A 23,775-nucleotide genomic window follows, 5' to 3' on the forward strand; every position below is an offset into this window, starting at 1 on the left:
CTTTTGTAAGCGTTTTTATGAGTATGAATAGCGCGTCATGCTGACTGTTGGGCATCGTTATTAAAGTCTTGTAAGTAATTGTTTTTCAATTAAATAATGGTTTTCATTTCACCTTAAAGATCGTAATTATACCAAATTTAACGATATGGCAATTAGCTATTGACCATTAGATTTGGAGATATAAACTATCAGGAAGCATAAAAATACTCAACAAAGACCAATTTACGCGTTAACAGAACCGGCTTTCCGGCAGGAAAATAACGGGCAGCTATACACGGGAATAGGTTGTAAAGCAATTACGGATGGGAAAAACATTGGTTGATAAGATATGGGATGCCCACGTGGTGGTGAGTAAACCGGGATTTCCGGATGCCGTGTACATAAACACGCACTTTATTCACGAGGTAACCAGCCCCCAGGCTTTTGACGGGCTGCGTAAGAGAGGTATCCCGGTGTTCCGCCCGCAAAAGACGAGGGCCACGGCAGATCATAATGTACCTACCATTGACCAGCACTTGCCCATTAAGGAAGCGCTGAGCCGCCACCAGGTGGAGATGCTGACCAAAAATACTACTGAATTTGGCGTAGAGCTGTACGGCCTGGGCCACCCTTACCAGGGTATTGTGCATGTAATAGGGCCTGAGCTGGGTATTACCCTGCCGGGTATGACCATCGTTTGCGGGGATAGCCATACCAGCACCCACGGAGCTTTTGGCGCTATTGCCTTTGGCATTGGCACTTCTGAGGTAGAGCAGGTGCTGGCCACCCAGTGCATTTTGCAGTACCGCCCCAAACGCATGAAGATCGAGATCAACGGCCAGCTGAAGAAAGGCGTGGTATCCAAAGATATTATCCTGTATGTCATCTCTAAGATCTCCGCATCCGGCGCTACCGGCTATTTTGTGGAGTTTTGCGGGGAGGCCATCCGCAGCCTGAGCATGGAAGCGCGTATGACCATCTGCAACATGAGCATTGAAATGGGTGCCCGCGGCGGCCTTATAGCCCCGGACGAAACTACATTCAGCTACCTGCAGGGCCGCGAGTTTGCACCCAAAGGGGCTGACTGGGATAAAGCCCTGGCTTACTGGAAAACCCTGCAATCCGATGCGGATGCAGTGTTTGATACCACCCTCACCTTTGATGCTGCGGATATTGAGCCTATGATCACCTACGGTACCAATCCCGGTATGGGCATGGGTGTTACCCAGCACATTCCGGCACTGGAACAGCTGGAAGCACAGGAAAGACCCTCCTTCAAAAAATCACTGGACTATATGGCCCTGGAGCCAGGCAGCGCGCTGCTGGGTAAAAAGGTAGATTATGTATTTATAGGCAGCTGTACCAACTCCCGCATTGAGGACCTGCGTATGGTGGCCGATTTTGTGAAAGGCAAGCACAAGGCCAGCGGAGTGGTAGTGTGGATAGTGCCAGGCTCCAAGCAGGTAGAGGCGCAGGCTAAGAAAGAGGGGATTGACAAGATCTTTGAAGAAGCCGGGTTCCACTTACGGGAGCCGGGTTGCAGCGCCTGTTTGGGCATGAATGAAGATAAGGTGCCGGCAGGTATGTACTGCATCTCCACCTCTAACCGCAACTTTGAAGGCCGGCAGGGGCCCAATGCCCGCACCCTTTTAGCCAGCCCCTTAACAGCAGCAGCAGCGGCTATAACAGGGAAGGTGATGGATGTAAGAGAAATGGTGTAAATCTAAGATCAGCAACATGTCCTGGAACGCAAACTTATATAAAAGCAACTACGCCTTTGTTTTTCAATACGGCAACAGCCTCATTGAATGGCTGCAACCGCAGGCCGGCGAACATATACTGGACCTGGGCTGCGGCACCGGCGAGCTTACCGCCAAGCTGGCGGAAACCGGCGCACAGGTAACCGGGCTGGATGCTTCCGCTTCCATGATAGAAAGCGCACAACGCAACTTTCCGCAGCTGGATTTTGTAGTGGCCAATGCCGCTTCTTTTTCCCTGCCCAAACAATACGACGCTATTTTTTCAAATGCAGCCCTGCACTGGATGCTGGACAAAGAGGCCGTAGCCGCCCGCATGTACCAGCACTTAAAACCCGGTGGCCGCTTAATACTGGAAATGGGCGCGCAGGGTAATGTAGCCAGTTTGCTACAGGCACTGGAACAGGCCATGCAGCAGCACGGGTATAGCTACACACCGTTCTGGTATTTTCCCTCTGTAGGCGAGTATACCTCCCTGTTAGAGAAATACGGTTTCAGCGTGCAGCAGGCGCTTTATTTTGACCGTGCCACGGAACTGGCCGATCCGGAGAATGGCATTATTGACTGGTTTAATATGTTTGGCGATCACTTTTTTGAAAATATGCCGGCTGCAACGCGTACAGCCATTTTGCAGCAGGCGCAGGAAAGCCTGCGGCCCACCCACTTCCGGGAAGGCAAATGGGTGGCGGATTATGTGCGGTTAAGAATAGCAGCGGTAAAACATTAATAGCATGAAAAAGAATTTTCAACATCTTATTTCCACAGCGGTACCCTTACCGATCGAAAATATTGATACAGACCAGATCATCCCTGCACGCTTCCTGAAAGCCACCACCCGGGAAGGTTTTGGAGAGAATTTGTTCCGGGACTGGCGCTTTGATGCCCATAACCAGCCCAAGCCGGATTTTGTGCTGAACAATCCTTTATATAAAGGTGAGATCCTGGTGGCCGGTAAGAACTTTGGCTGCGGCTCCTCCCGCGAGCATGCTGCCTGGTCGCTGGGCGATTATGGTTTTAAAGCAGTCGTGAGCAGCTTTTTTGCTGATATTTTTAAGAACAATGCGCTGAACAATTTCATTTTACCCATCCAGGTGAGTGATGCGTTCCTGCAGAAAATATTCAAAGCCATTGAGGCCGATGCGCAGGCCCGGCTGGAAGTGGACCTGCAAGCGCAGTTCATTAAGATCGTTGCCACGGGTGAGCAGGAGGGTTTTGACATTAACCCTTACAAAAAGGCCTGCCTCATCAACGGGTATGATGATATTGACTATCTCCTGAGCCTGCGCAGCAATATAGAGGCGTATGAGGTCAGCAGGGAATTTAACTTTTGATACTAATCAAATGTCCTGCACCGTTATGGAGCAGGACATTTGCATATAATTACAAACCAAATTTAATAACCTAACAAAACCACATGGGTGTCGCTAAAAAGATACTGGTAATTCCGGGAGATGGCATAGGACAGGAAGTAACCGCCTGGGGACAGAAAGTACTGTCTGCTATTGCTGAAAACTTCAAACACGAATTCACTTTTGAAGAAGGCATTATGGGCCATGTGGCTATAGAAGCCACCGGCAACCCGCTGCCCGACGAAACACTGGAAAAAGCCAGGAAAAGCGATGCCATCCTGTTTGGCGCTATCGGTCATGCTAAATACGATAACGACCCCACACTGAAGGTGCGCCCGGAACAAGGCCTGCTAAAGATCCGCAAGGAGCTGGGCCTGTACGCCAACCTGCGCCCCATAAAGCTGTTTGACGAGCTGCTGGAAGCATCCAGCATTAAGCCGGAAATACTGCGCGGCTCCGATATCCTGTTCTTCCGCGAGCTTACGGGCGACGTATACTTTGGAGAAAAGAACCGTACAGCAGACCGTAATACAGCTTCTGACCTGATGATCTATCACCGTTATGAAGTAGAGCGTATAGCCCGCAAAGCATATGAAGCTGCCCGCACCCGCCGCAGCAAGGTATGTTCTGTAGATAAGGCAAACGTACTGGAGGCCAGCCGCCTGTGGCGCGAGGTAGTACAGGAAGTAGCCAAAGAATACCCGGATGTGGAAACAGAACATATGTTCATTGACAATGCCGCCATGCAGCTGATCAAAGATCCGAAACGGTTTGATGTGGTAGTAACCGGCAACCTGTTTGGTGATATACTGACCGATGAAGCCTCACAGATAGCCGGCTCCATGGGAATGCTGGCCTCAGCCTCCATAGGCGACAGCACCGGGTTCTACGAGCCCATACATGGCTCTGCACATGATATTGCCGGTAAAGGGCTTGCCAACCCGCTGGCCTCTATATTATCAGCAGCGCTGATGCTGGACATTTCTTTTGGATTAAAAATGGAATCCCAGCGTGTGATCAAAGCTGTAGAAGCTACGCTGCGCCAAGGTTACCGCACCATGGATATTGCCAATAAGCATACGGAAAATGCCCTGATCATGGGTACGGATGCGATGGGAGGAAAGGTGTTGGAGAACCTGAATTAAATCTTGTTTACGTTTAAAACCTACATATAAAATGGATAAAAATCGTGTATACGTTTTCGATACTACCCTTCGGGATGGGGAACAGGTGCCAGGCTGCCAGTTAACTACTGTAGAAAAGATAGAAGTGGCAAAAGAGCTGGAGGCATTAGGCGTGGATGTTATTGAAGCAGGTTTTCCCATTTCCAGCCCTGGTGATTTCCAGAGCGTGGTAGAGATCTCCAAAGCCGTATCAGAGCCGGTGATCTGCGCGCTTACCCGTGCCAATACCATGGATATTGATGCCGCAGTAGATGCCCTGCGTTTTGCCAAACGTAAACGCATTCATACGGGTATCGGCTCATCTGACATGCACATTAAGTATAAATTCAACAGCACCCGGGAAGATATATTGAAACGTGCAGTAGATGCGGTGAAGTACGCCCGCAAATTTGTAGACGATATTGAATTTTATGCGGAAGATGCAGGCCGCGCAGATGATGAATACCTGGCCCGTATGATAGAAGCAGTGATAGCTGCAGGCGCTACGGTTGTGAACATACCGGACACCAATGGCTACTGCCTGCCCGATCAGTATGGCGCAAAGATCAAGTACCTGATGGATCATGTATCCAACATAGATAAAGCCATTATTTCCGTACACTGCCATAACGATCTTGGCCTGGCTACTGCCAACACCATTGCCGGTGTAATGAACGGCGCCCGCCAGGTAGAGTGTACCATTAATGGTATTGGCGAACGCGCCGGTAATACTTCGCTGGAAGAAGTGGCCATGATCCTGAAAACGCATCATGCCCTGGGATACCATACCGGTATTAATTCCAAACAGATCTACGGCATCAGCAACCTGGTATCTACTATGATGCGTATGCCGGTGCAGCCTAACAAAGCTATCGTTGGCCGCAATGCTTTTGCGCATAGCTCCGGCATTCACCAGGATGGGGTGCTGAAACACCGCGAGAACTACGAGATCCTGAACCCGGAAGATGTGGGGCTGGCTACCAACTCCATCATCCTTACCGCGCGCAGTGGCCGTCATGCATTAAAACATCACCTGCAACGTTTGGATTATAAGCTGGATAAGATCAACCTGGATGAAGTATACCAGCGCTTCCTTATTATGGCCGATCAGAAAAAAGAGATCAGCGATGCCGACTTACAGCAGCTGATGGGAGATGGCGATGAAAAAAACTACGATGACCGGGCTATTAAAGTAATCCTGCTGCAGGTGGTATGCGGAGATCCGCTGCGCCCTATGGCTACTGTGAAGCTGAAGATCAATGGTACCGAAAAAGAGGCAAGCGCCGCGGGCAACGGCCCGGTGAATGCTACCATTAATGCCATTCACGAGATCATTAAAGATGATATTGACCTGGACGAATTTAGCATACAGGCTATGCACGGCGGTAGTGAAGATGTGAGCAAGGTGAATATGCGCGTTAAGCACAATGGGCAATCATACTACGGTTTCGGTTATTCTACAGATATTGTGAATGCCTCTGTGAATGCGTATGTGGATGCGTTGAATAAGATCTATTAAGCGTAAAGCATAAAGCAAAAAGCGAAGCCAGTGCATATTTAGGTGCGCCGGCTTCGCTTTTTTATAAGTATTGTTACAGCAGCTCTGTTAAATGTTTATAATTCGATTTTACGGTGTCAAGGACTTCGTCCATACGCCCGCCCAGTATCAGTTTGCTCATGGATAAGGCATAACCCTTTACCTGCTCCCATTCCACTTTAGGGGGCATGGCCAGCGCCGCGGGGTTGGTCATAATATTTACCAGCACCGGGCCCTCATCATCAATAGCGGTTTGCAGCGCAACTTTTACGCCTTCGGGGGAGTGTACTGTAATGCCTTTGAAACCCATGGCCCTGGCTATTACGCCAAAATCCGGGTTCACCATATCCGTTTCATTATCCGGTAAGCCCTGTACTTCCATTTCCAGCTTTACCATACCCAATGCGCGGTTGTTGAACACAATCAGCTTAATGGGCAGGTTATACTGGCGTATGGTGGCCAGGTCGCCCAGCAGCATGGATAAACCGCCGTCGCCGCACAGGGCAAATACCTGCCGGCCGGGATAGGTAAGTGCAGCGCCAATGGCCATAGGCATGGCATTGGCCATAGAACCGTGGTTAAAGGAACCCAGCATTTTGCGTTTGCCCGTAGCTGTTATATAACGGGCGCCCCATACGCAGCACATACCGGTATCCATGGTAAAAATGGCATCACCGGCAGCCAGCTCGTTCAGCGTAGCTGCTACAAACTCAGGTTGTATATTATTATTAGTGCCGGTTTCCTGTACAAATTTCTGCAGGTGCTCCTTTACCTTATCATACAGCTCCAGCTGTATCTTTAAAAAGTGATCATCCGTTTTAGGCGTAAGGTGAGGCATCAGCGCACGCAGGGTATCCTTAATGTTGCCGCACAGGCCCATTGCCAGCTTAGCACGCCTGCCCAGTCTTTCCGGCTTTTCATCGATCTGCACGATCTTGTTCTTCACCGGCATAAATGGCGTGTAGGGGAAATCGGTACCCAGCAGCAATACCACATCTGCTTCGTGCATGCTGTGGTAGGCAGAGGGGAGCCCCAGCAAACCGGTCATACCTACCTCATAAGGGTTGTTATATTGTATGCCCATTTTACCGCGGAAAGAGTAACCTACCGGCGCCTGTAACCTGCCGGCCAGCTCCACTACCTCTTTATGCGCAGCCGTTGCTCCCACACCGCAAAAGATAGTCACTTTGCTGCTTTCATTTAAAAGGCCGGCCAGGGTTTCCAGCTCATGGTCTGCAGGCCGCAGCACAGTATCGCTTTTATAATTCTGCATAGCTGTAATGCTTTCTTCCGCTGCCATGGCAGATACATCGCCCGGCAACCCGAATACCGCTACCCCTTTATGGTGAATGGCGTGCTGTATGGCGCTTTGCAACATACGCGCGGCTTGTGCGGGGGTGCTGGCTACCTGGTTATAACAGCTGCAATCGTCAAATAATTTAATAGTATTGGTGCCCTGGAAATAATCTGTACCAAATTCCGGGGTGTTAATGGTGGAAGCAATGGCTATAACAGGTACGCCTGTACGGTGTGCATCATATAAACCATTTATCAGGTGCACATGACCCGGCCCGCAGCTGCCTGCACAACACGCCAGCCCTTCCAGTTCGGCTTCCGCGGCCGCTGCGTATGCGCCCGCTTCCTCATGCCGTACATGGATCCATTTGATCTGGCCATTCCTTCTTACAGCATCATTCAGCTCATTTAAACTGTCTCCGGCCACAGCGTAGATCCTTTTTACGCCGTTTGCTATCAGCATATCCACTACCTGGTCTGCTACTTTTCTCATGATTCCTTGGTTTTAAAATGAAAAGAATAAATATGGTTTCCTGAAATGGGGTGCATCCGAATGGTAAAGTTAGTGTTTTACAGCCCGGTCCGCTAACCGTAACTTCTATAAGCTGAGTTGCAAATCTTGTTCCTGCTTTGTCCCGTTCTTAGAAAAAGATCCTAAAAACAGATGTTTTTCGTATAGCTGACGGCTATAAAAATGCCGTGTTTGTACTGTGTCCGGTAGGTGTTGCATCTAAATAATCCGGTTTAAGGTTTGCAGCAGGTGGTAGTGATCCTGCTTACAGTTTACAGAACAGGTTCATATTTTCAGCTCCCAGCCGTTCAACGGGCATGAGGCTGCCAGGGCGCAACGTTAGGCGCACCAACAAGGCACGGAACAATAAGCTTGGAAAGTTTATGGGTTATCGGAAGGTATCAAAACCCAGGTCCAGTAAAGGGTATTTTTGATAGTCTGAGAGGTAAAAGTGCCACCACTCTGTTTCCAGGGCAGTAAAGCCGTGCTGCTCCATTATGCGGCGTAACAGGGCACGGTTGGCGAATACAGCGGTATCTGCAGGGCGATAGCTGTAATGTGCTTTTTCTGTAAAATCATCATAACCGGTAGGCATGGGAATGGTATCCCCGCTGGATATTTGTATAAGGGTAAGATCTACCGCTACACCCCGGTTATGCCCGCTGCCTTTGCGCGGGTCAGCAGCATAGCGGTCGTCGGGTACAATGGTCCACATTTTTTCAGTGATGGCATAGGGCCGGTAAGCGTCGAATATTTTTAAGGCAAGTCCCCGGGTGCTGAGCTGCTGCTGCACGGCCTTTAAGGCTTTAGCAGCAGGCAGGCGTAATAAAACCCTGGTATGCGGGTACAATACCTGTTGTGTAAAGTTATGCGTGGTGGCATAACGCACATCTGTACGAATGCCGGGAATATAACGGGTCACATCTACCAGCTGCTGATTACTATCTGCTGCAACCTGCTGCCGGTACAGGGCAGGGCTGTTCACTACCGGCAAACCATAATGGTTTAAAGGTATTTGCTGTGCAAATGAGCTGTGCCAACCTGGCATCATTAACAATAATAAGCTAATCCAGTTGTAGAAAAATACCCTCATCGTTATATGGTTTTCTTAAAATTAGTCAAGAAAGTATACATTACAGGTAAAAAACAATTGTAAACCCCGGCTGAAATTAGGTATTTTAGAACCCTTAAAAAACTAAGGGAAGATGAGTTTATTTCGGTTAGATAACAAGGTGGCGGTAGTTACCGGTGCCGGTAGCGGTATAGGCCAGGCTATTGCCAAATCTTTTGCGGAGCAGGGTGCTTTTGTGCACATTATAGAGCTGAATGAAGATGGCGGTAAAGGCACGGTGGCTGATATTGTAGCTGCAGGCGGCAAAGCAAAGGCACATGGCTGTAACGTGGCACAGCAGGCCGATGTGATCAAAACCATTGACAGCATACAGGCCGCTGACGGCCGTATAGATATATTGGTGAACTGTGCGGGCATTGCCCACATAGGTAAGCTGGAAACCACTGCTGAAGCAGATTTTGACCGCGTGTTCAGCGTAAATGTTAAAGGCACCTATAACTGTATGTACGCTGCTATCAAACACATGAAGCAGCAGGGTGGGGGCGTTATCCTTAACATTGCCTCCGTTGCCTCTACCGTAGGTATCCCTGACCGTTTTGCTTACTCCATGAGCAAAGGCGCCGTATTAACCATGACCCTTTCCGTAGCTAAAGATTATATACATGATAATATCCGCTGTAACTGTGTATCACCTGCCAGGGTGCATACCCCGTTTGTAGATGGGTTCCTGCAAAAGAACTACCCGGATAATGTACAGGAGATGTTTGAAAAATTATCCAAAACACAGCCTATTGGCCGTATGGCTAAACCGGAAGAAGTAGGCTGGCTGGCGCTGTACCTGTGCTCTGAGCAGGCTGGTTTTATTACCGGCTGTGATTACCCGATAGATGGTGGTTTTATAAAATTGAATAACTGATAGCCCTTATATTGCAGGATATATCAATCACCGTATGCAACATTTCAGCAAAGTAATTTTAATAACGGCGCTTTCCACCAGCCTGTGGGCCTGCGGTGGCGCCGGTACACAGTCCGGCAGCAGGCAGGATAGCACCGCTACAGCTTTTACACCGGCAAAACCTGCCGGCACCGTACAGGTATCTTTTGAACAGGATACAGATACGCCGAAAGTAAAGATCCATTTTGCTATTGCCGATAAAACAATAGACAAATCTTTTGAGCTGCCGCTGGCGCAGGATATGGATTCAGAAGACCTGTACCGCACCGTATGGGACCAGCCAACCAGCTGTTACATTGGCGTGTTAAAAAATAACCGCGGCACCCGTTATTACCATGCCAGCCAGGGAGAAGACGGCGGGCTGAAAATTTTCCAGGTAGGTACGCCGCCGGAAGCTGTATGGCATTATGCAGAGGGTGAGCTGGGGCTAGGCAAGGCCACCAATAAATCAAAACTAACAGATCATTACAAAAGGAATGTAACCTCCGGTAAGATCATTGCTGATTTTATTGTGCGGCTGGAACCGGCTGCCAGTAAAGATTCTGTACAGCTGTACACAGAGTTTGGCGGTTTAAATGAAAGAAAAACGCTGCAGGTGCCAGGTGGTTATGCGCCTAAGATACAACCCACAGAAGACCCTGAGCATTGCATATTCGGTTTGCAGCGTGATGATGGATTTGATCCGGTGCTGGATATAAAAGTGGAGAATGCGAAGCTGATATTGAAAGAGCTTGGGAGAGTGCAGTAAAGCTGAACGCTTAACGCAAAATGCTTAACGCAAAATGGCTACTCTACGCTGCATTAAGCGTTTAGCATTCAGCTTAAGCATTATTTAACAGGAAAATATTTACAAATGAAACTGATACGATTCGGACAACCGGGTGAAGAGAAACCAGGTGTAGTTACAGCAGATGGCAGCTTTGATGTAAGCGCTTTCGGAGAAGATTACGGCGAAAAATTCTTTGAGACCAATGGGCTGGAACGCCTGGCGAAATGGTGGGCTGCCAATAGTGGAACAGCGCCCCGCATACCGGATAATACGCGCCTGGGATCGCCCATACAGCGGCCTTCCAAGATCATTTGCATTGGCCTGAACTATGCGGATCATGCTAAGGAAAGCAATATGCAGATCCCTACGGAACCGATCGTGTTCTTCAAAAGCACCTCCTCACTGGTAGGCCCCAACGATAACCTGATCATTCCTAAGAACAGTAAAAAAACAGATTGGGAAGTGGAGCTGGCCGTAGTGATCGGCAAGAAAGCCACCTATGTGGAAGAAAAAGACGCAATGGATTATATAGCCGGTTATGCGCTGCATAATGATTATAGTGAGCGTGAGTTTCAGCTGGAACGTAACGGGCAGTGGGTAAAAGGCAAAAGCGCTGATACCTTTGCGCCGCTGGGCCCCTGGCTGGTTACCAAAGATGAAGTTAAGGATGTAAATAACCTGGGCATCTGGTTAAGCCTGAATGGTAAAAAGGTGCAGAATGGCACTACCGCCAACCTGATATTCAGCGTGCCTTTCCTGGTGTCTTACCTGAGCCAGTTTATGAGCCTGTTGCCGGGTGATGTGATCTCTACCGGTACGCCGGCAGGCGTAGGCCTGGGCATGAACCCGCAGGTATATATTAAGGAGGGTGATGTAATGGAGCTGGGCATTGATGGTTTGGGCACCTCCAAACAAACGGCCTTTGCCTGGAAATAACAATTATTCCACTCAATGTGTTAATGCAGATAGTTATGAAAAGATATTGCCTGGCACTGGACCTTAAGAATGATCCGCAGCTGATAGCGGAGTATGAAAAATATCACCAGGAAGTATGGCCGGAGATCAGGCAAAGCATTAGCGGCAGCGGTATTGAAAACATGGAGATCTACCGGGTTATGAACCGTTTGTTCATGATCATGGAAGTGAATGAAACCTTTTCCGCTGAAAAGAAAGCGGCTGCAGATGCCACCAATCCTAAGGTACAGGAATGGGAAGCGCTCATGTGGAAATACCAGCAGGCATTGCCAATTGCAAAACCCGGAGAGAAGTGGATAGTGATGGATAAGATATTTTCTTTAAATGCATAGCTGAAAGCATAAAGCATAAAGCTGAAAGCATAATGCAGGTAGCTTTTTGCTTTATGCTTTGCGCTTTCTGCTCAAATTCCAATTATGGTCATCGATTCCCATCAACATTTCTGGAAATACCACCCGGTGAAAGATGCCTGGATCACAGACGATATGAAAGTGATACAGGATGATTTTTTGCCGCATAACCTGCTGCCCGTATTACAACAGAACGCTGTGGATGCCTGTGTGGCCGTACAGGCCGATCAGTCGGAAGAGGAAACACAATTCCTGCTGGACCTGGCCGCTGCACACCCCTTTGTGAAAGGCGTGGTAGGCTGGGTAGACCTGCGTGCAGAGAACCTGGAAGAACGCCTGCAGCACTATACACAATTCAAAACGCTGAAAGGATTCCGCCATATTGTGCAGGGAGAGCCTGATCCGGCCTTTTTGTTAAAGGAAGGATTTTGTAAAGGCATCCGTGCATTACAGCCGTATAATTTTACGTACGATATTCTCGTATATCCCATACAGTTACCCGCGGTAGAAAAATTCGTGCAGCTGTTCCCGCAGCAAAAGCTGGTCATAGATCATATGGCCAAGCCTTATTGCAAAACGGGTGATATAGCTGTATGGGAAAAAAGCATGCGGACTATTGCAGCATCATCCAACGTATACTGCAAGATCAGCGGGCTGGTAACGGAAGCCGACTGGCAAAACTGGAATGCCGGTATGTTTAAGCCTTACCTGGATGTAGTGCTGGAAGCCTTTGGCCCCCAGCGCCTGATGTATGGATCCGACTGGCCGGTATGTTTGGTAGCAGGGCAGTATGCTGAAGTAAAAGGTATGGTAACAGACTACATCAGCGGGTTAAGCGGAACAGAGCAGGCCGCCATTATGGGAGGCAATGCCGCTGCGTTCTACAACCTTGTTTAATAGCACATTTATTTATTGATTATTATTGAAAACGTTTTCAAATAACAACTTATGGATCTGGGATTAAAAGATAAAGTGATCATTGTAACAGGCGGCGCCAAAGGTATTGGAGAAGCTATTTCCAAGCTGGTAGCAGCAGAAGGCGCTATTGCCGTAATTGCAGGCCGTAGCGCGGTAGATAATGAAAAAACAATAGCTGCCATCAAAGCGGCCGGTGGTAAGGCTTTTGGTATTGAAGCAGAGCTGGGCGACCCCGCTGCCTGCAAAAAAGTGATTGATATCACTGTTAAAGAATTTGGTACTCTGCACGCCCTGGTGAACAATGCCGGTGTGAATGATGGCGTAGGTCTGGAAAGCGGTAACCCGGAAAAGTTCATGGCATCATTGCAAAAAAATGTGTCGCACTATTATAACCTGGCGCATTATGCATTGCCTTACCTGAAACAGAACAAGGGCAGCATAGTGAACATTGGCTCTAAAGTAGCTACCACCGGGCAGGGTAATACTTCCGGTTATGCTGCTTCCAAAGGCGCTATTAACGCCTTAACAAGGGAGTGGGCGGTAGAGCTGCTGCCATTTTCCATTCGGGTGAATACCGTAATACCCGCAGAAGTGTGGACCCCGCTGTATGAAACCTGGATCAGCTCTTTGCCCAATCCTAAGGAAAAGCTGGCCTCCATTGTTTCTAAAATCCCCCTGGAGCAGCGTATGACCACCTCTGAAGAAATTGCCGGTATGACGGTATTCCTGTTGTCCGCACAATCATCGCACACCACAGGGCAGATCATTTATGTGGATGGCGGGTACACACACCTGGACAGATCGATTAGCCAATAAAACAGCTATTAGCTGTTAGCTTTTAGCCAGCTAATAGCTAAAGGCTAATAACTAAAAGCTTATATTTAACTACCACAAAACTTTTTCCCCTATGGCTGGAGCCACTGTTTCCACGAGCTCTGTAACTGCGGTTACAGACAGTAAGAAAAGCTACTTATTCCCGTTCATACTGGTTACCAGCCTGTTCTTCCTGTGGGGACTGGCTTACGGCCTGCTGGATGTGCTGAACAAACATTTCCAGGAGGTGTTGAATATTACTAAAACCCGCTCCACCTTATTACAGCTGGCCTACTTTGGCGCTTACTTCCTGATGGCTTTACCCGCCAGTATTTTCATGAGTAAGTACGGTTATAAAAAAGGCATCATCTTAGGGTTACTGTTATATGCAATAGGTGCATTCCTGTTTTACCCATCAGCCCATTATGCCAACTTTGAAGCCTTTTTGCTATCGTTGTTTGTGCTGGCCAGCGGGCTTACCTGCCTGGAAACAGCTGCCAATCCATACGTAACGGTGCTGGGCAGCGCAGAAACATCAGAGTTCCGCCTGAATCTTTCCCAATGTTTTAATGGTGTGGGTTCTTTCCTGGGGCCGGTAATTGGCGGTGCATTATTCTTTAGCGGTGATAAAGAAGCTGCAGGCAACCTGAGCTCCGTACAGTCAACATATATTGTGATTGGAGCAGTGGTGCTGCTGATCGCATTTTTCTTTTACAGAACATCCTTACCGGAAATAAAAGAAGTAAGCACGGAAGAAGGTGCAGGCAGCATACAAACAGCCAAACCACTGTTTGCGCACAGCCATTTTGTATGGGGTGTAATTGCACAATTCTTTTATGTAGCTGCACAAGTGGGTGTGGGTGCGCTTTTCATTAATTATGTAACGGAATACTGGCAGGGCGCCACCAGTGAAAAAGGCGCTTACCTGTTAGCCGTTAGCCTGGTATTATTTACTGCCGGCCGTTTTGTGGGCACCGCTATTATGAGAACGGTAGCGCCCAATAAGCTGCTGGCTGCTTATGCGCTCATAAACCTGGTGTTGTGTATGGTGGTAATGGCCGGTAAAGGCGCCATTTCCGTATATGCGCTGATGGCCGTTTTCTTTTTCATGTCTATTATGTTCCCAACCATATTTGCATTAGGCGTAAAAGATCTGGGCGTGCACACCAAAAAGGGCGGCGCATTCATTATCATGTCTATTGTGGGTGGTGCTGTTGTACCGTATGTAATGGGTATTATTGCAGATAGCCAGTCTACCGCCGGCGCTTACGCCGTACCGCTGGTATGTTTTGCCATAGTGTTCTATTACGGCTGGAAAGGATACAAGAGAGCTTAACACATCATTTTTCCCGGTTCCGCAAATTCATTGTAATTTACTGTAGTAAAACATACGATGAATTTGCGGAACTTTCATTTATACCTGCCTGCTGCCTGCCTTTGCCTGCTCCTTTTCACCGGGGCCAATACCTTTCATAGCGCTCCCATGCAATTACAGTTCACCCATGTAGTGAATGGGAAACCCATGGCGTTGCAAACGGGCATTTACACCAATGCGGTAGGCGATTCCTTTAACATTACTATGTTCAAATATTACGTGAGCAACTTTTCGCTCACTACCAGCAGCGGGCAGGAAGTAAGCCTGCCGCCGGCCTATTTCCTGGTAAATGAAAGCGATACCGCTTCCAAGACCATTACGCTGCCACCTATACCGGAAGGCATGTACAGCAGCATTTCCTTTTTGATAGGGGTAGATAGCATCCGCAATATGAGCGGTGCGCAAACCGGCGCTTTAGACCCAATGAACGGTATGTTCTGGACCTGGAACAGCGGTTACATTATGGCCAAGCTGGAAGGGCTGTCGCCGGTATCCAAACAACCCAATAAGCTCATAGAATTTCATATTGGCGGTTTCCAGGGCACGCGTAATACGCTGCGCAGGGTAACGCTTACTTTTGCCAAACCATTTTCATTACCGCAGCCGGAACCGGTGGTAATGCCCATAGTGGCCGATGCCTATACCTGGTTCAGCCAGCCGAATACCGTTAGCTTTCAGCACGTATCATCCTGCACTACGCCGGGGGCGCAGGCTATGCGCATCGCAGATAATTACCAGCACATGTTCAGCATAAAGAGGGATTAGTGAAGGCTGTTTATTTCATAACATTTTTTTGCCTGCTGCTTTTGCTGGCCGCTTCCGAAGCTAATAACCGGAAAGCAGCCGTCATTGCGGTTCCTGAACCTTACCACCTGGAGCTGCCGCCAGGTTTACCGGCCCCTGTGTATGATTTTTCGCAGAACCCGCTTACCAAACAAGGTATTGCGCTGGGCAGGCACCTGTTTTACGATCCAAAGCTTTCCCGCGACAGCAGCATCTCCTGCGGGTTTTGCCATCAGCAGTTTGCAGCCTTCGGGCATTTTGATCATGCCCTGGCGCATGGGGTAGAGGGGCGCATTGGCACCCGCTCCGTACCTACCTTGTTCAACCTGATCTGGCAAAAGAATTTTATGTGGGATGGAGGCGTGAACAACCTGGAAATACAGCCGCTTACACCCCTTACTGATGAAAATGAAATGGGTATGGACCTGGCTGTATTGGTAAAACGCCTGCAGGCCGATGCCGGCTACCGTAAAATGTTCAGGGCCGCTTATGGCACAGAGGAGGTGAACAGCCAGCGCTTATTCAGGGCTATTACGCAGTTCCTGGCCACTATGATCTCTTTTCAATCCAAATATGACAGCATAATGCGTAAGGCCCCTGGCGTGGCTTTTACGCCCGAAGAACAGGAGGGTTATGTGATCTTTAAGCAAAAGTGTGCAGCCTGCCATAAAGAGCCTTTTTTTACGGATTACAGCTATCGCAATAATGGCCTGCCTTACCTGCCTAATTTAAATGATGTGGGCCGTATGCGTATTACCAGCAGCACCGGCGATTACCTGAAGTTTAAGGTGCCTACATTGCGCAACATCCTGAAAAGCTCGCCCTACATGCACGATGGTCGCTTTTTTGACATTTACCAGGTATTTAACCAATATGCCCATGGCATAAAGCCCAATGCCAGCCCCACCATAGACCCCCTGGTGAAAAATGGCATCCCCCTGTCCGACAAAGAGCAGCGGGAGCTGTATATGTTCCTGAATACGCTCACTGACCCCGGTTTTATTGCCAATTCGTCATTCAGCGAAATTCTTATACGATAGGCCACATATTTAACTTACTTGAAACCAATAAACTGTAAATGGCGGTAATTTATACCTGTTTTCCAAGCATGGTTTTTGCCTTTGCAGGGGTATGATGAAACACATTAAAACAGGGTTCAAAATTTTAGTGGTAATTGCCATACTGACCCCGCCTTTATGGCTGGGCCGGGAAAAAAAGCGACCTGTGGTAGTGGCGAAAAAGTCAGACATGGGTACGGCCAGTTATTATGCGGATAAGTTCGAAGGCCGCAAAACGGCCAGCGGAGAAGTTTTCGATAATGACAGCATGACCGCCGCCCATAACACCCTGCCATTAGGTACCTTGGTTAAAGTGACCAACCTGAGTAACGGCCGCTCTGTGATCGTTAAGATCACAGACCGCCTGCATGCCACTAATTCCCGCATCATTGACCTTACACAAACTGCCGCACGTGAATTAGGCTTTTTAACAAGAGGTCTTGCACGTGTAAGAGTAGAAAGGGTGTAGGGAATAGTCTTTTTTATGGTTAAATGCGCAGCAGTTTATGCTGCGCATTTTTTATTTTTTGCTGCGTTTAAAGCAGGTAGTTAAATGATCATTTACCATACCGGTTGCCTGCATATAGGCGTAACAGATAGTAGAGCCTACAAATTTAAATCCCCTCTTCAGCAGGTCTTTGCTCATGGCATCTGATATGGGCGATTTGGGCGGTACTTCACTCAATGTTTTAAAGTGATGAATAACCGGTTTGTGATCTACGAATTGCCAGATATATTTATCAAAGCTGCCGAACTCTTTTTGTACAGCTAAAAAAGCTTTGGCATTGCTGATGGTGGCGGCCACCTTTAATTTGTTGCGGATAATGCCGGGGTCCTGTAATAGCTTTTCTACTTTTTTATCAGTATAACGTGCAATCTTTTGCGCATCCCAGTTATCAAATGCTTTACGGTAATTTTCGCGTTTAGTGAGCACCGTATACCAGCTTAGGCCGGCCTGCGCACCTTCCAGGTTCAACATCTCAAACAGGCGGGTATCATCGTGCAGGGGAATGCCCCATTCGTTGTCGTGGTAGTCTTTATAAAGCTGATCTTTCAAGGACCAGCCGCAGCGTGATTTATTATCCTCCATAGAATTAATTTACAAATTACTAATATAATGTTTGCAAGGCTTAACACCATCCTCTGCTTTTAAAATGATCAAAAACGGACAAGCCTGTACCGGAAGCGGACATGATGCAATACTGTAAATGATTAATAATCAATGAATATTGACAGCGGCATGCCGTTGGTAATCCTGTTGGCATCACATTATTCACCATTCAATGTTCAAATAATCATGAAAAGGTTTAAGCATTTATTATTCATGGCCCTTGTGCTTTTCGTGTACACTGCTCATGCACAGGAGCTTGTTAAACATATAGACAGCAGCTTTAGCGTTCAATACAAAGAGCACGAATTTTCCGGCAATGTGCTGGTAGCGGAAAAAGGGAAAGTGGTCTATGAAAAGTCTTTCGGGTATGCAGACCTGGAGCACAAGACACTGAACTGCTCTGTATCTGCTTTTCAGCTGGCCTCTGTATCAAAAATATTTACATCAGTAGCAGTGCTGCAGCTGAAAGAAAAAGGACAGCTACAGCTGGATGATGCCGTGGTAAAGTATTTGCCCGCTTTCCCGTACGGAAATATTACCATCCGGCATTTGCTGTCACATACCTCCGGCCTGCCAGATTACCAGATCTTTGAACAGCCGAACCGGGAAGATACTACCCGCATTTTTAACAATGAAGATATTATTCCTGCGCTCAAAGCAGCTAAGCGGCTATTACATTCCCAACCCGGTGAAAGCTGGAGTTATTCCAATACCGGCTATGGATTGCTGGCATTGATCGTTGAAAAGGTAAGCGGTGAAAAATTCCAGGACTACCTGAAACAGCATGTTTTTAAGCCCGCGCATATGAAGTATACGTACATAGAAACATCGCTCATGTTCCTGAATAATAAGAACCGCACCAGGAACTATGATTTTCAGGAGTACGCCCCCGGCAAGCTGAAGCAGGTATACAGCTTTCAAAGAAATAAAATACCAACGCTTATACTGGGCAACATTGTAGGCCCCGGCCATGTGGTAAGCACCACCGGCGATCTGTTGCAGTTTGATGAAGCCCTATACAACGGAACGCTGCTGCAGCCGGCTACCCTGGAAGAAGCGTTTACCCCGGTAAAATTAGCCAATGGCACACTGGCCACTACCGGCTGGGCCAATGGCCGGTCTTATTACGGTTTGGGCTGGATGATCCTGTGCGATAGTACTATGGGTAAAGTGGTATGGCATTCCGGCGGCGCACCGGGCATAGTAACTGCTTTTATCAGGAATATTACCCGCCACCAAACAGTGATTGCGCTGGATAATATTACCCACCGCGGTGTACATACAGCTGGCATTAATGCGCTGTGCATGCTGAATGATCAACCGGCGTTTGTTGGCAAAAAATCGCTGGCGCATATCTATGCACGCAAGTTGTTTGAACAGGGGCCGGTAGCTGCCTCCGCACTTTTTAATACGCTGCAGGCAGATACCGTGCATTATTTCCTGGATGAGCAGGCCCTGAACACCTGCGGACTGCAGCTGCTTTTTGATGGCTACCTGGAAGAGGGGCTGGATGCATTACAGCTGAACACCGTGTTATTCCCCAACAGCTGGAATGCGTACGATAGTTTTGCAGAAGCCTTGTTGCTGAATGGTAAAGAGCAGTCGGCCATTGCCATGTATAAAAAGTCAATTGCTATGAACCCTGAGAACCAGGGCGGGAGAGAGGCGTTGCGGAAAATAAGTGGGAAATAGAATGTAAAATCATAAATGCCAAATTTAAAATGTAAAAGGGAAATGCAGCGGATATTGACTCGCTGCATTTCCCTTTTACATTTATCATTTAAAATTTTACATTTTACATTCCCGAATTCTTTGCGAGCGCTTTCACTTGTTTCTTGTACTGCTTTAGCTCTGTAATGGTTTGTTGTATAAAGCTATTGTCTTCCAGCTTGCCTACTACGGCTTCCATGTCTGCTTTGTTTTCGTAGGTCATGCTGCGGTAGGGGTTCTGGTAATCTTTTTCACGGGAGCGGTAAATACCCTCTGTGATCCAGCTCATGGTGGTAACAGATTGTTCCAGGTTTTGCTGAAAGCGTTCAGCGGTAAATGTTCTGGTGCTGAGGCCCTGTACGTATAAGAGGCTGGCTACTGCATGTTCCAGTTTTTCCTGTGCATATTGTTGTCCCTGCTGTTCATAGGTTTCATGCAGCTGTGCCCAGCTGCTGATCTTCCCTTTTTTGATCTTTGTTTTCAGATCGTCTACCGTGGAGGCTTTCATCAGCTGCCCGCCAACATTGATCCAGGGGCCGCGTTTGGCAGTTTTGGCAAGTGATTGCAGGGCGGCAAAAGAATCTATGCCCTGCGCTAATATATTCCTGATGCCGTATAACACTACCAGTGCGCGGAACAGGGGATAGGCCTTATGTACTTTCAGCAGCTGTGCTTTGCGCTGGCTGTTCTCCATACCATGTACCAGTATGGTGAGTTTGGCTACTTCTTCCGGTTGTTGTAACAGCAGCTCCTTACCTTTTTGCAGCAGCTCATTTTCGCTGAGCTGGTCTGTGGTTTGTCCCTGTGCGGCATACCAGGCCCGTGCTGTAGCCATTTCCATAATGGGCAGGGAGGCCAGTATTTCCTCTACACTGTCCGGCGCCAGGTAATCATATTCTATGAGCTGGATTTTGTCGGTACGTTTATCGCGGTCCACATATTTCCAGGAGTTACGGGCCAGGGCATACATATTATGCAGGAACCAGTAACCGGGCATTATCTTCAGTGTATTATCATGTTCGCTGTTCAGGATCAGGCTAAAGGGAATAGGGATGTGCAGCTCCTGCATGTAAGTGCCTTTGGCAATTAATGCAAAGCTGGCAAACTTGGAATTATGTTTCAGGCTTACGCACAGGCCCGGCCAGAAACCGCGCCCGGCAATGATCTCACCATCTGCGCCGCGTGAGTTATGGTTAGAGCCAATGGTGGCGCCGGCGGCCATATTACTCTGCCCCATGATAAGGGCCGCACACAAAAAGGAATTGTTATGGTGCTGCTCATGCGCCGGGAAAATAAGTGAGTTCAATACTTCGCAGCAGGAAATAGTAGCATTGTTGCCCAGGTAAGAGTTGATCAAACGGGCGCCATACTTCAGCTGTGAATGGGAAGCCATTACAAAACGTACGGCCTTTACGCCATAGAACACACGGCAGCCGTAACCAATGATACCGTTCACCAGCTCGCAGCCTTCGCCTATTTGCGAAGCTGCACCGGCCCTGCTGTTAATGGTAAGGTTCTTTAATTTGTTAGCGCCTTTGAGGTAAGCATCGGTGCCAATGGTTACATCTTTAATGATCTTACAATTTTTGATCACACTGCGGTCGCCTACCAAACCGTAGTGCCCCCGTTTTTTATCAAACTGTTTTTCAGTGAATGCTTTGAACTTCGCCTGCAGGGCTTCGTCATCGCGGTTGCGGGTCCACAGGTAGGCATCGCCGGGTAGCATGCCATCAAAGGGCATTACACTGCGGCCGCCGTTCTCATTACACAGCTCCAGCCATATGCGTACATTTTCCGGCTCACCTTCTTTTATAATACCGTTCCCGAACTTAGAATGATCGGTAGTGGCCATTTCATTAACATTGGCAATGATCACTTCATTACCGATGATGTAATGTGAGAGGAAATTCACATTATGCACTACCACGTTATCACCAAAATCGCAGGCGCAAATGGTGCTGTTATATAAACCTACCGGCAAACGCAGGTTATGAAATTCCAGGAAATAAGGCTCCAGCTTACCAATACGTACCATGCCAAAAAAGTGGCAATGTTTTACCAGCCGGGCATCAAATTCGTTGGCTACAAAGATCTGGTTCCAGTCATCAGAGGTATTATCGTTCTGTACAAGGGTTTCTATTTCAAGCGCGTTCAGCTTGCGGTATCCGTTACGTTTGCCCCATTGCTCATTACGCAGGTAGTATTCATCTTTTCCTTTGGGTAGGGAGGTTTCATCTACAAATTGGTACCCCAGCTGGCTTAGTGGTTTTTTCTGAATGTGGTTCATGGAATTTTTTTGGGATGAATAAGTAGGAAGTAAGATCCGTTTACTCAACTGTTACAGACTTGGCTAAGTTCCTTGGCTTATCTACATCATATCCTTTCAGTACACCTATATGATAGGCCAGCAATTGTAAGGGGATCGTGGAAATTACCGGCGCCACCAGCTCATCTGCAGCCGGCACTTCTATCACATCATCGGCCAGGTCGGCAATGGTGGTATCGCCTTCTGTAACAATGGCTATCACCTTGCCTTTGCGGGCTTTGATCTCCTGTATGTTGGAAACTATTTTTTCATAATAACTATCGCGGGTGGCTACAAATACCACGGGCAGGTTTTCGTCTACCAGCGCAATAGGACCGTGTTTCATCTCCGCAGCAGGGTAACCTTCTGCATGTATGTAAGAGATCTCTTTCAGCTTCAGCGCACCTTCCAGCGCTACGGGGAAATTGTATCCACGGCCCAGGTACAGGAAATCGCGGGCATCTTTATATTTGGCGGCTACTGCTTTTACTTTTTCATTGAGCTGTAAAGCAGCGGCTACTTTTTCAGGGAGGTCCTGCAGCTCATCCAGCAAATGCTGAAAACGTTGCTGGGTAATGGTACCTCTTTCTTTGGCTACTTTCAAACCTATTAAACATAATACCACCAGCTGTGCGGTAAAGGCTTTGGTGCTGGCTACCCCTATTTCCGGGCCGGCATGCGTATAGGCGCCGGCGTGGGAAAGGCGTGCAATGGAAGATCCTACCACGTTACATACACCCAAAATAATGGCGCCCTGTTGCTTAGCGCTTTCAATGGCTACCAGCGTATCGGCCGTTTCCCCGGACTGTGATACTGCAATGATCACATCCCCTTTACCTACTACCGGGTTGCGGTAGCGGAACTCCGATGCATATTCTACTTCTACCGGGGTGCGGCACAGCTCTTCAATCATATATTCTGCTATGAGGCCGGCATGCCAGGAGGTGCCGCAGGCCACGATAATGATGCGGTTGGCATTCTTCAGCAGATCGGCATATTCATCGCGGATACCGCCTAAGGTCAGCTGTCCGTTCTTAGCATCCAGGCGGCCGCGCAGGCTGTCGAAAATAGTTTGCGGCTGCTCAAAGATCTCTTTGAGCATAAAGTGATCGTAACCGCCTTTTTCAATAGCGGTAAGCTCAATATCCAGCTTTTGTATGTAAGGCGTTTGCCGTTCGTTGGTAATGTTCTTCAGGATCAGCTCATCGGCTTTTACAATGGCAATCTCATAATCATTTACATACACTACTTCTTTGGTGTACTCCACAATAGGGGAAGCGTCGGAGGCTAAAAAGTGTTCGCCCTTGCCTACGCCTATTACCAGGGGGCTGCCTTTGCGGGCGGCTATCAGGGTATCCGGGTTATCTTCATCCACAATTACAATCACGTAGGCGCCTACCACTCTTTTTAATGCAATGCGCAGGGCTTCTTCTACTGAGCACTGGTTGCTGTTGCGGATCTCTTCTATAAAGTGGATGAGCACTTCAGTATCGGTATCGCTCTGGAAAACGTGCCCTTTTTTTATCAGCTCCTGTTTTAGCTGTGCATAGTTTTCGATAATACCGTTGTGGATCATTGCCAGCTTACCATCGCCGGATACATGGGGATGGGAGTTGCGGTCGCAGGGCTCCCCGTGTGTGGCCCAGCGGGTATGGCCAATGGCAATGGTGCTTTGCATGTTCTTACCGGTCAGGAAATCTTCCAGCCCGGCTACTTTGCCCATTTTCTTATAAACGTGTAATCCGTGGTTGATAATGGCTACACCGGCGCTGTCGTACCCGCGGTACTCCAGTCTTTTGAGACCCTTTAATACAACGGGGTAGGCCTCACGGTTGCCTATATAAGCTACAATTCCACACATTTTTGCTAAATTTTAGCACGCAATATCCGTAATAATTGTGAATTAGCGAATAAATGCTTAATGCTGAACGCTTAACGCTGAACGCTTTGTAATTTTTTTAAAAAGTAGTACGCAAAATGCGATAAAGT

Annotated in this window: 21 protein-coding genes; 16 read left to right on the forward strand and 5 right to left on the reverse strand. The window is 48.1% G+C overall.

What is annotated here, in order from left to right:
• The first annotated feature begins 302 nt into the window (after positions 1 to 302).
• From leuC to KVT36_RS16810, 5 genes are all read left to right on the forward strand, one after another.
• Positions 303 to 1,700 carry a 3-isopropylmalate dehydratase large subunit gene (leuC, locus tag KVT36_RS16790; RefSeq protein ID WP_217604632.1) on the forward strand — a complete coding sequence of 466 codons (1,398 nt, stop codon included), beginning with the start codon at positions 303 to 305 and terminating at the stop codon, positions 1,698 to 1,700.
• 16 nt (positions 1,701 to 1,716) lie between these two features.
• Complete coding sequence (locus KVT36_RS16795) at positions 1,717 to 2,463, forward strand: class I SAM-dependent methyltransferase (RefSeq protein WP_217604633.1); 747 nt, start codon at positions 1,717 to 1,719, stop codon at positions 2,461 to 2,463.
• A gap of 4 nt (positions 2,464 to 2,467) precedes the next feature.
• Entirely contained in the window at positions 2,468 to 3,067 is a 600-nt protein-coding gene (gene leuD, locus KVT36_RS16800) for a 3-isopropylmalate dehydratase small subunit (protein WP_217604634.1), read from the forward strand.
• Between the two features lie 83 nt (positions 3,068 to 3,150).
• The gene (gene leuB, locus KVT36_RS16805) at positions 3,151 to 4,230 is read left to right on the forward strand and encodes a 3-isopropylmalate dehydrogenase (RefSeq protein ID WP_217604635.1); all 1,080 of its coding nucleotides are present in this window, start codon (positions 3,151 to 3,153) and stop codon (positions 4,228 to 4,230) included.
• 31 nt (positions 4,231 to 4,261) lie between these two features.
• Complete coding sequence (locus KVT36_RS16810; RefSeq protein ID WP_217604636.1) at positions 4,262 to 5,767, forward strand: 2-isopropylmalate synthase; 1,506 nt, start codon at positions 4,262 to 4,264, stop codon at positions 5,765 to 5,767.
• A 73-nt stretch (positions 5,768 to 5,840) separates the two neighbouring features.
• Here the strand turns inward: KVT36_RS16810 and KVT36_RS16815 are convergent, their stop codons facing one another.
• A complete protein-coding gene (locus KVT36_RS16815) occupies positions 5,841 to 7,574 on the reverse strand; it encodes a thiamine pyrophosphate-dependent enzyme (protein ID WP_217604637.1) in 1,734 nt (577 codons plus the stop codon).
• A gap of 406 nt (positions 7,575 to 7,980) precedes the next feature.
• Positions 7,981 to 8,685: a M15 family metallopeptidase gene (locus tag KVT36_RS16820; protein ID WP_217604638.1), complete on the reverse strand. Its 705-nt coding sequence runs from the start codon at positions 8,683 to 8,685 to the stop codon at positions 7,981 to 7,983.
• Between the two features lie 112 nt (positions 8,686 to 8,797).
• Here KVT36_RS16820 and KVT36_RS16825 point away from each other — a divergent pair, with 112 nt between their 5' ends.
• The 10 genes from KVT36_RS16825 (at position 8,798) to KVT36_RS16870 (ending at position 17,129) form a co-directional block, all read left to right on the forward strand.
• Complete coding sequence (locus KVT36_RS16825; RefSeq protein WP_217604639.1) at positions 8,798 to 9,580, forward strand: SDR family NAD(P)-dependent oxidoreductase; 783 nt, start codon at positions 8,798 to 8,800, stop codon at positions 9,578 to 9,580.
• A gap of 34 nt (positions 9,581 to 9,614) precedes the next feature.
• Entirely contained in the window at positions 9,615 to 10,367 is a 753-nt protein-coding gene (locus tag KVT36_RS16830) for a hypothetical protein (protein ID WP_217604640.1), read from the forward strand.
• 105 nt (positions 10,368 to 10,472) lie between these two features.
• Entirely contained in the window at positions 10,473 to 11,324 is an 852-nt protein-coding gene (locus KVT36_RS16835) for a fumarylacetoacetate hydrolase family protein (protein ID WP_217604641.1), read from the forward strand.
• 35 nt (positions 11,325 to 11,359) lie between these two features.
• Entirely contained in the window at positions 11,360 to 11,695 is a 336-nt protein-coding gene (locus tag KVT36_RS16840) for an L-rhamnose mutarotase (RefSeq protein WP_217604642.1), read from the forward strand.
• A gap of 84 nt (positions 11,696 to 11,779) precedes the next feature.
• Positions 11,780 to 12,610 (forward strand): amidohydrolase, encoded by an 831-nt coding sequence (locus KVT36_RS16845; protein WP_217604643.1) that lies wholly within the window; start codon positions 11,780 to 11,782, stop codon positions 12,608 to 12,610.
• Between the two features lie 51 nt (positions 12,611 to 12,661).
• Positions 12,662 to 13,447 (forward strand): SDR family oxidoreductase, encoded by a 786-nt coding sequence (locus tag KVT36_RS16850; RefSeq protein ID WP_217604644.1) that lies wholly within the window; start codon positions 12,662 to 12,664, stop codon positions 13,445 to 13,447.
• Between the two features lie 91 nt (positions 13,448 to 13,538).
• A complete protein-coding gene (fucP, locus tag KVT36_RS16855) occupies positions 13,539 to 14,780 on the forward strand; it encodes an L-fucose:H+ symporter permease (protein ID WP_217604645.1) in 1,242 nt (413 codons plus the stop codon).
• A gap of 57 nt (positions 14,781 to 14,837) precedes the next feature.
• Entirely contained in the window at positions 14,838 to 15,584 is a 747-nt protein-coding gene (locus KVT36_RS16860) for an MbnP family protein (RefSeq protein WP_217604646.1), read from the forward strand.
• Positions 15,584 to 16,642 carry a cytochrome c peroxidase gene (locus KVT36_RS16865; RefSeq protein WP_217604647.1) on the forward strand — a complete coding sequence of 353 codons (1,059 nt, stop codon included), beginning with the start codon at positions 15,584 to 15,586 and terminating at the stop codon, positions 16,640 to 16,642. Before KVT36_RS16860 ends, KVT36_RS16865 begins: the two co-directional genes overlap by 1 nt.
• Positions 16,643 to 16,733: 91 nt before the next feature.
• Positions 16,734 to 17,129: a septal ring lytic transglycosylase RlpA family protein gene (locus KVT36_RS16870; protein WP_254640056.1), complete on the forward strand. Its 396-nt coding sequence runs from the start codon at positions 16,734 to 16,736 to the stop codon at positions 17,127 to 17,129.
• Positions 17,130 to 17,180: 51 nt separating this feature from the next.
• Here the strand turns inward: KVT36_RS16870 and KVT36_RS16875 are convergent, their stop codons facing one another.
• Positions 17,181 to 17,750 carry a DNA-3-methyladenine glycosylase I gene (locus tag KVT36_RS16875; protein ID WP_217604648.1) on the reverse strand — a complete coding sequence of 190 codons (570 nt, stop codon included), beginning with the start codon at positions 17,748 to 17,750 and terminating at the stop codon, positions 17,181 to 17,183.
• 207 nt (positions 17,751 to 17,957) lie between these two features.
• On the opposite strand from KVT36_RS16875, the gene KVT36_RS16880 reads away from it, so the two are divergent.
• A complete protein-coding gene (locus tag KVT36_RS16880; protein ID WP_217604649.1) occupies positions 17,958 to 19,463 on the forward strand; it encodes a serine hydrolase domain-containing protein in 1,506 nt (501 codons plus the stop codon).
• Between the two features lie 103 nt (positions 19,464 to 19,566).
• Here the strand turns inward: KVT36_RS16880 and KVT36_RS16885 are convergent, their stop codons facing one another.
• Complete coding sequence (locus tag KVT36_RS16885) at positions 19,567 to 21,768, reverse strand: DUF4954 family protein (RefSeq protein ID WP_217604650.1); 2,202 nt, start codon at positions 21,766 to 21,768, stop codon at positions 19,567 to 19,569.
• A gap of 40 nt (positions 21,769 to 21,808) precedes the next feature.
• Complete coding sequence (gene glmS, locus KVT36_RS16890; protein WP_217604651.1) at positions 21,809 to 23,647, reverse strand: glutamine--fructose-6-phosphate transaminase (isomerizing); 1,839 nt, start codon at positions 23,645 to 23,647, stop codon at positions 21,809 to 21,811.
• Between the last annotated feature and the right edge of the window lie 128 nt (positions 23,648 to 23,775).

The sequence above is a fragment of the Chitinophaga sp. GbtcB8 genome (assembly GCF_019091455.1).
Lineage (GTDB): Bacteria > Bacteroidota > Bacteroidia > Chitinophagales > Chitinophagaceae > Chitinophaga.

What these genes read in the sequence shown, in the direction of transcription:
- leuC (WP_217604632.1), top strand. Translation starts at nt 303, where the DNA reads ATGGGAAAAACATTGGTTGATAAGATATGGGATGCCCACGTGGTGGTG.
- KVT36_RS16795 (WP_217604633.1), top strand. Translation starts at nt 1,717, where the DNA reads ATGTCCTGGAACGCAAACTTATATAAAAGCAACTACGCCTTTGTTTTT.
- leuD (WP_217604634.1), top strand. Translation starts at nt 2,468, where the DNA reads ATGAAAAAGAATTTTCAACATCTTATTTCCACAGCGGTACCCTTACCG.
- leuB (WP_217604635.1), top strand. Translation starts at nt 3,151, where the DNA reads ATGGGTGTCGCTAAAAAGATACTGGTAATTCCGGGAGATGGCATAGGA.
- KVT36_RS16810 (WP_217604636.1), top strand. Translation starts at nt 4,262, where the DNA reads ATGGATAAAAATCGTGTATACGTTTTCGATACTACCCTTCGGGATGGG.
- KVT36_RS16815 (WP_217604637.1), bottom strand. Translation starts at nt 7,574, where the DNA reads ATGAGAAAAGTAGCAGACCAGGTAGTGGATATGCTGATAGCAAACGGC.
- KVT36_RS16820 (WP_217604638.1), bottom strand. Translation starts at nt 8,685, where the DNA reads ATGAGGGTATTTTTCTACAACTGGATTAGCTTATTATTGTTAATGATG.
- KVT36_RS16825 (WP_217604639.1), top strand. Translation starts at nt 8,798, where the DNA reads ATGAGTTTATTTCGGTTAGATAACAAGGTGGCGGTAGTTACCGGTGCC.
- KVT36_RS16830 (WP_217604640.1), top strand. Translation starts at nt 9,615, where the DNA reads ATGCAACATTTCAGCAAAGTAATTTTAATAACGGCGCTTTCCACCAGC.
- KVT36_RS16835 (WP_217604641.1), top strand. Translation starts at nt 10,473, where the DNA reads ATGAAACTGATACGATTCGGACAACCGGGTGAAGAGAAACCAGGTGTA.
- KVT36_RS16840 (WP_217604642.1), top strand. Translation starts at nt 11,360, where the DNA reads ATGAAAAGATATTGCCTGGCACTGGACCTTAAGAATGATCCGCAGCTG.
- KVT36_RS16845 (WP_217604643.1), top strand. Translation starts at nt 11,780, where the DNA reads ATGGTCATCGATTCCCATCAACATTTCTGGAAATACCACCCGGTGAAA.
- KVT36_RS16850 (WP_217604644.1), top strand. Translation starts at nt 12,662, where the DNA reads ATGGATCTGGGATTAAAAGATAAAGTGATCATTGTAACAGGCGGCGCC.
- fucP (WP_217604645.1), top strand. Translation starts at nt 13,539, where the DNA reads ATGGCTGGAGCCACTGTTTCCACGAGCTCTGTAACTGCGGTTACAGAC.
- KVT36_RS16860 (WP_217604646.1), top strand. Translation starts at nt 14,838, where the DNA reads ATGAATTTGCGGAACTTTCATTTATACCTGCCTGCTGCCTGCCTTTGC.
- KVT36_RS16870 (WP_254640056.1), top strand. Translation starts at nt 16,734, where the DNA reads ATGATGAAACACATTAAAACAGGGTTCAAAATTTTAGTGGTAATTGCC.
- KVT36_RS16875 (WP_217604648.1), bottom strand. Translation starts at nt 17,750, where the DNA reads ATGGAGGATAATAAATCACGCTGCGGCTGGTCCTTGAAAGATCAGCTT.
- KVT36_RS16880 (WP_217604649.1), top strand. Translation starts at nt 17,958, where the DNA reads ATGAAAAGGTTTAAGCATTTATTATTCATGGCCCTTGTGCTTTTCGTG.
- KVT36_RS16885 (WP_217604650.1), bottom strand. Translation starts at nt 21,768, where the DNA reads ATGAACCACATTCAGAAAAAACCACTAAGCCAGCTGGGGTACCAATTT.
- glmS (WP_217604651.1), bottom strand. Translation starts at nt 23,647, where the DNA reads ATGTGTGGAATTGTAGCTTATATAGGCAACCGTGAGGCCTACCCCGTT.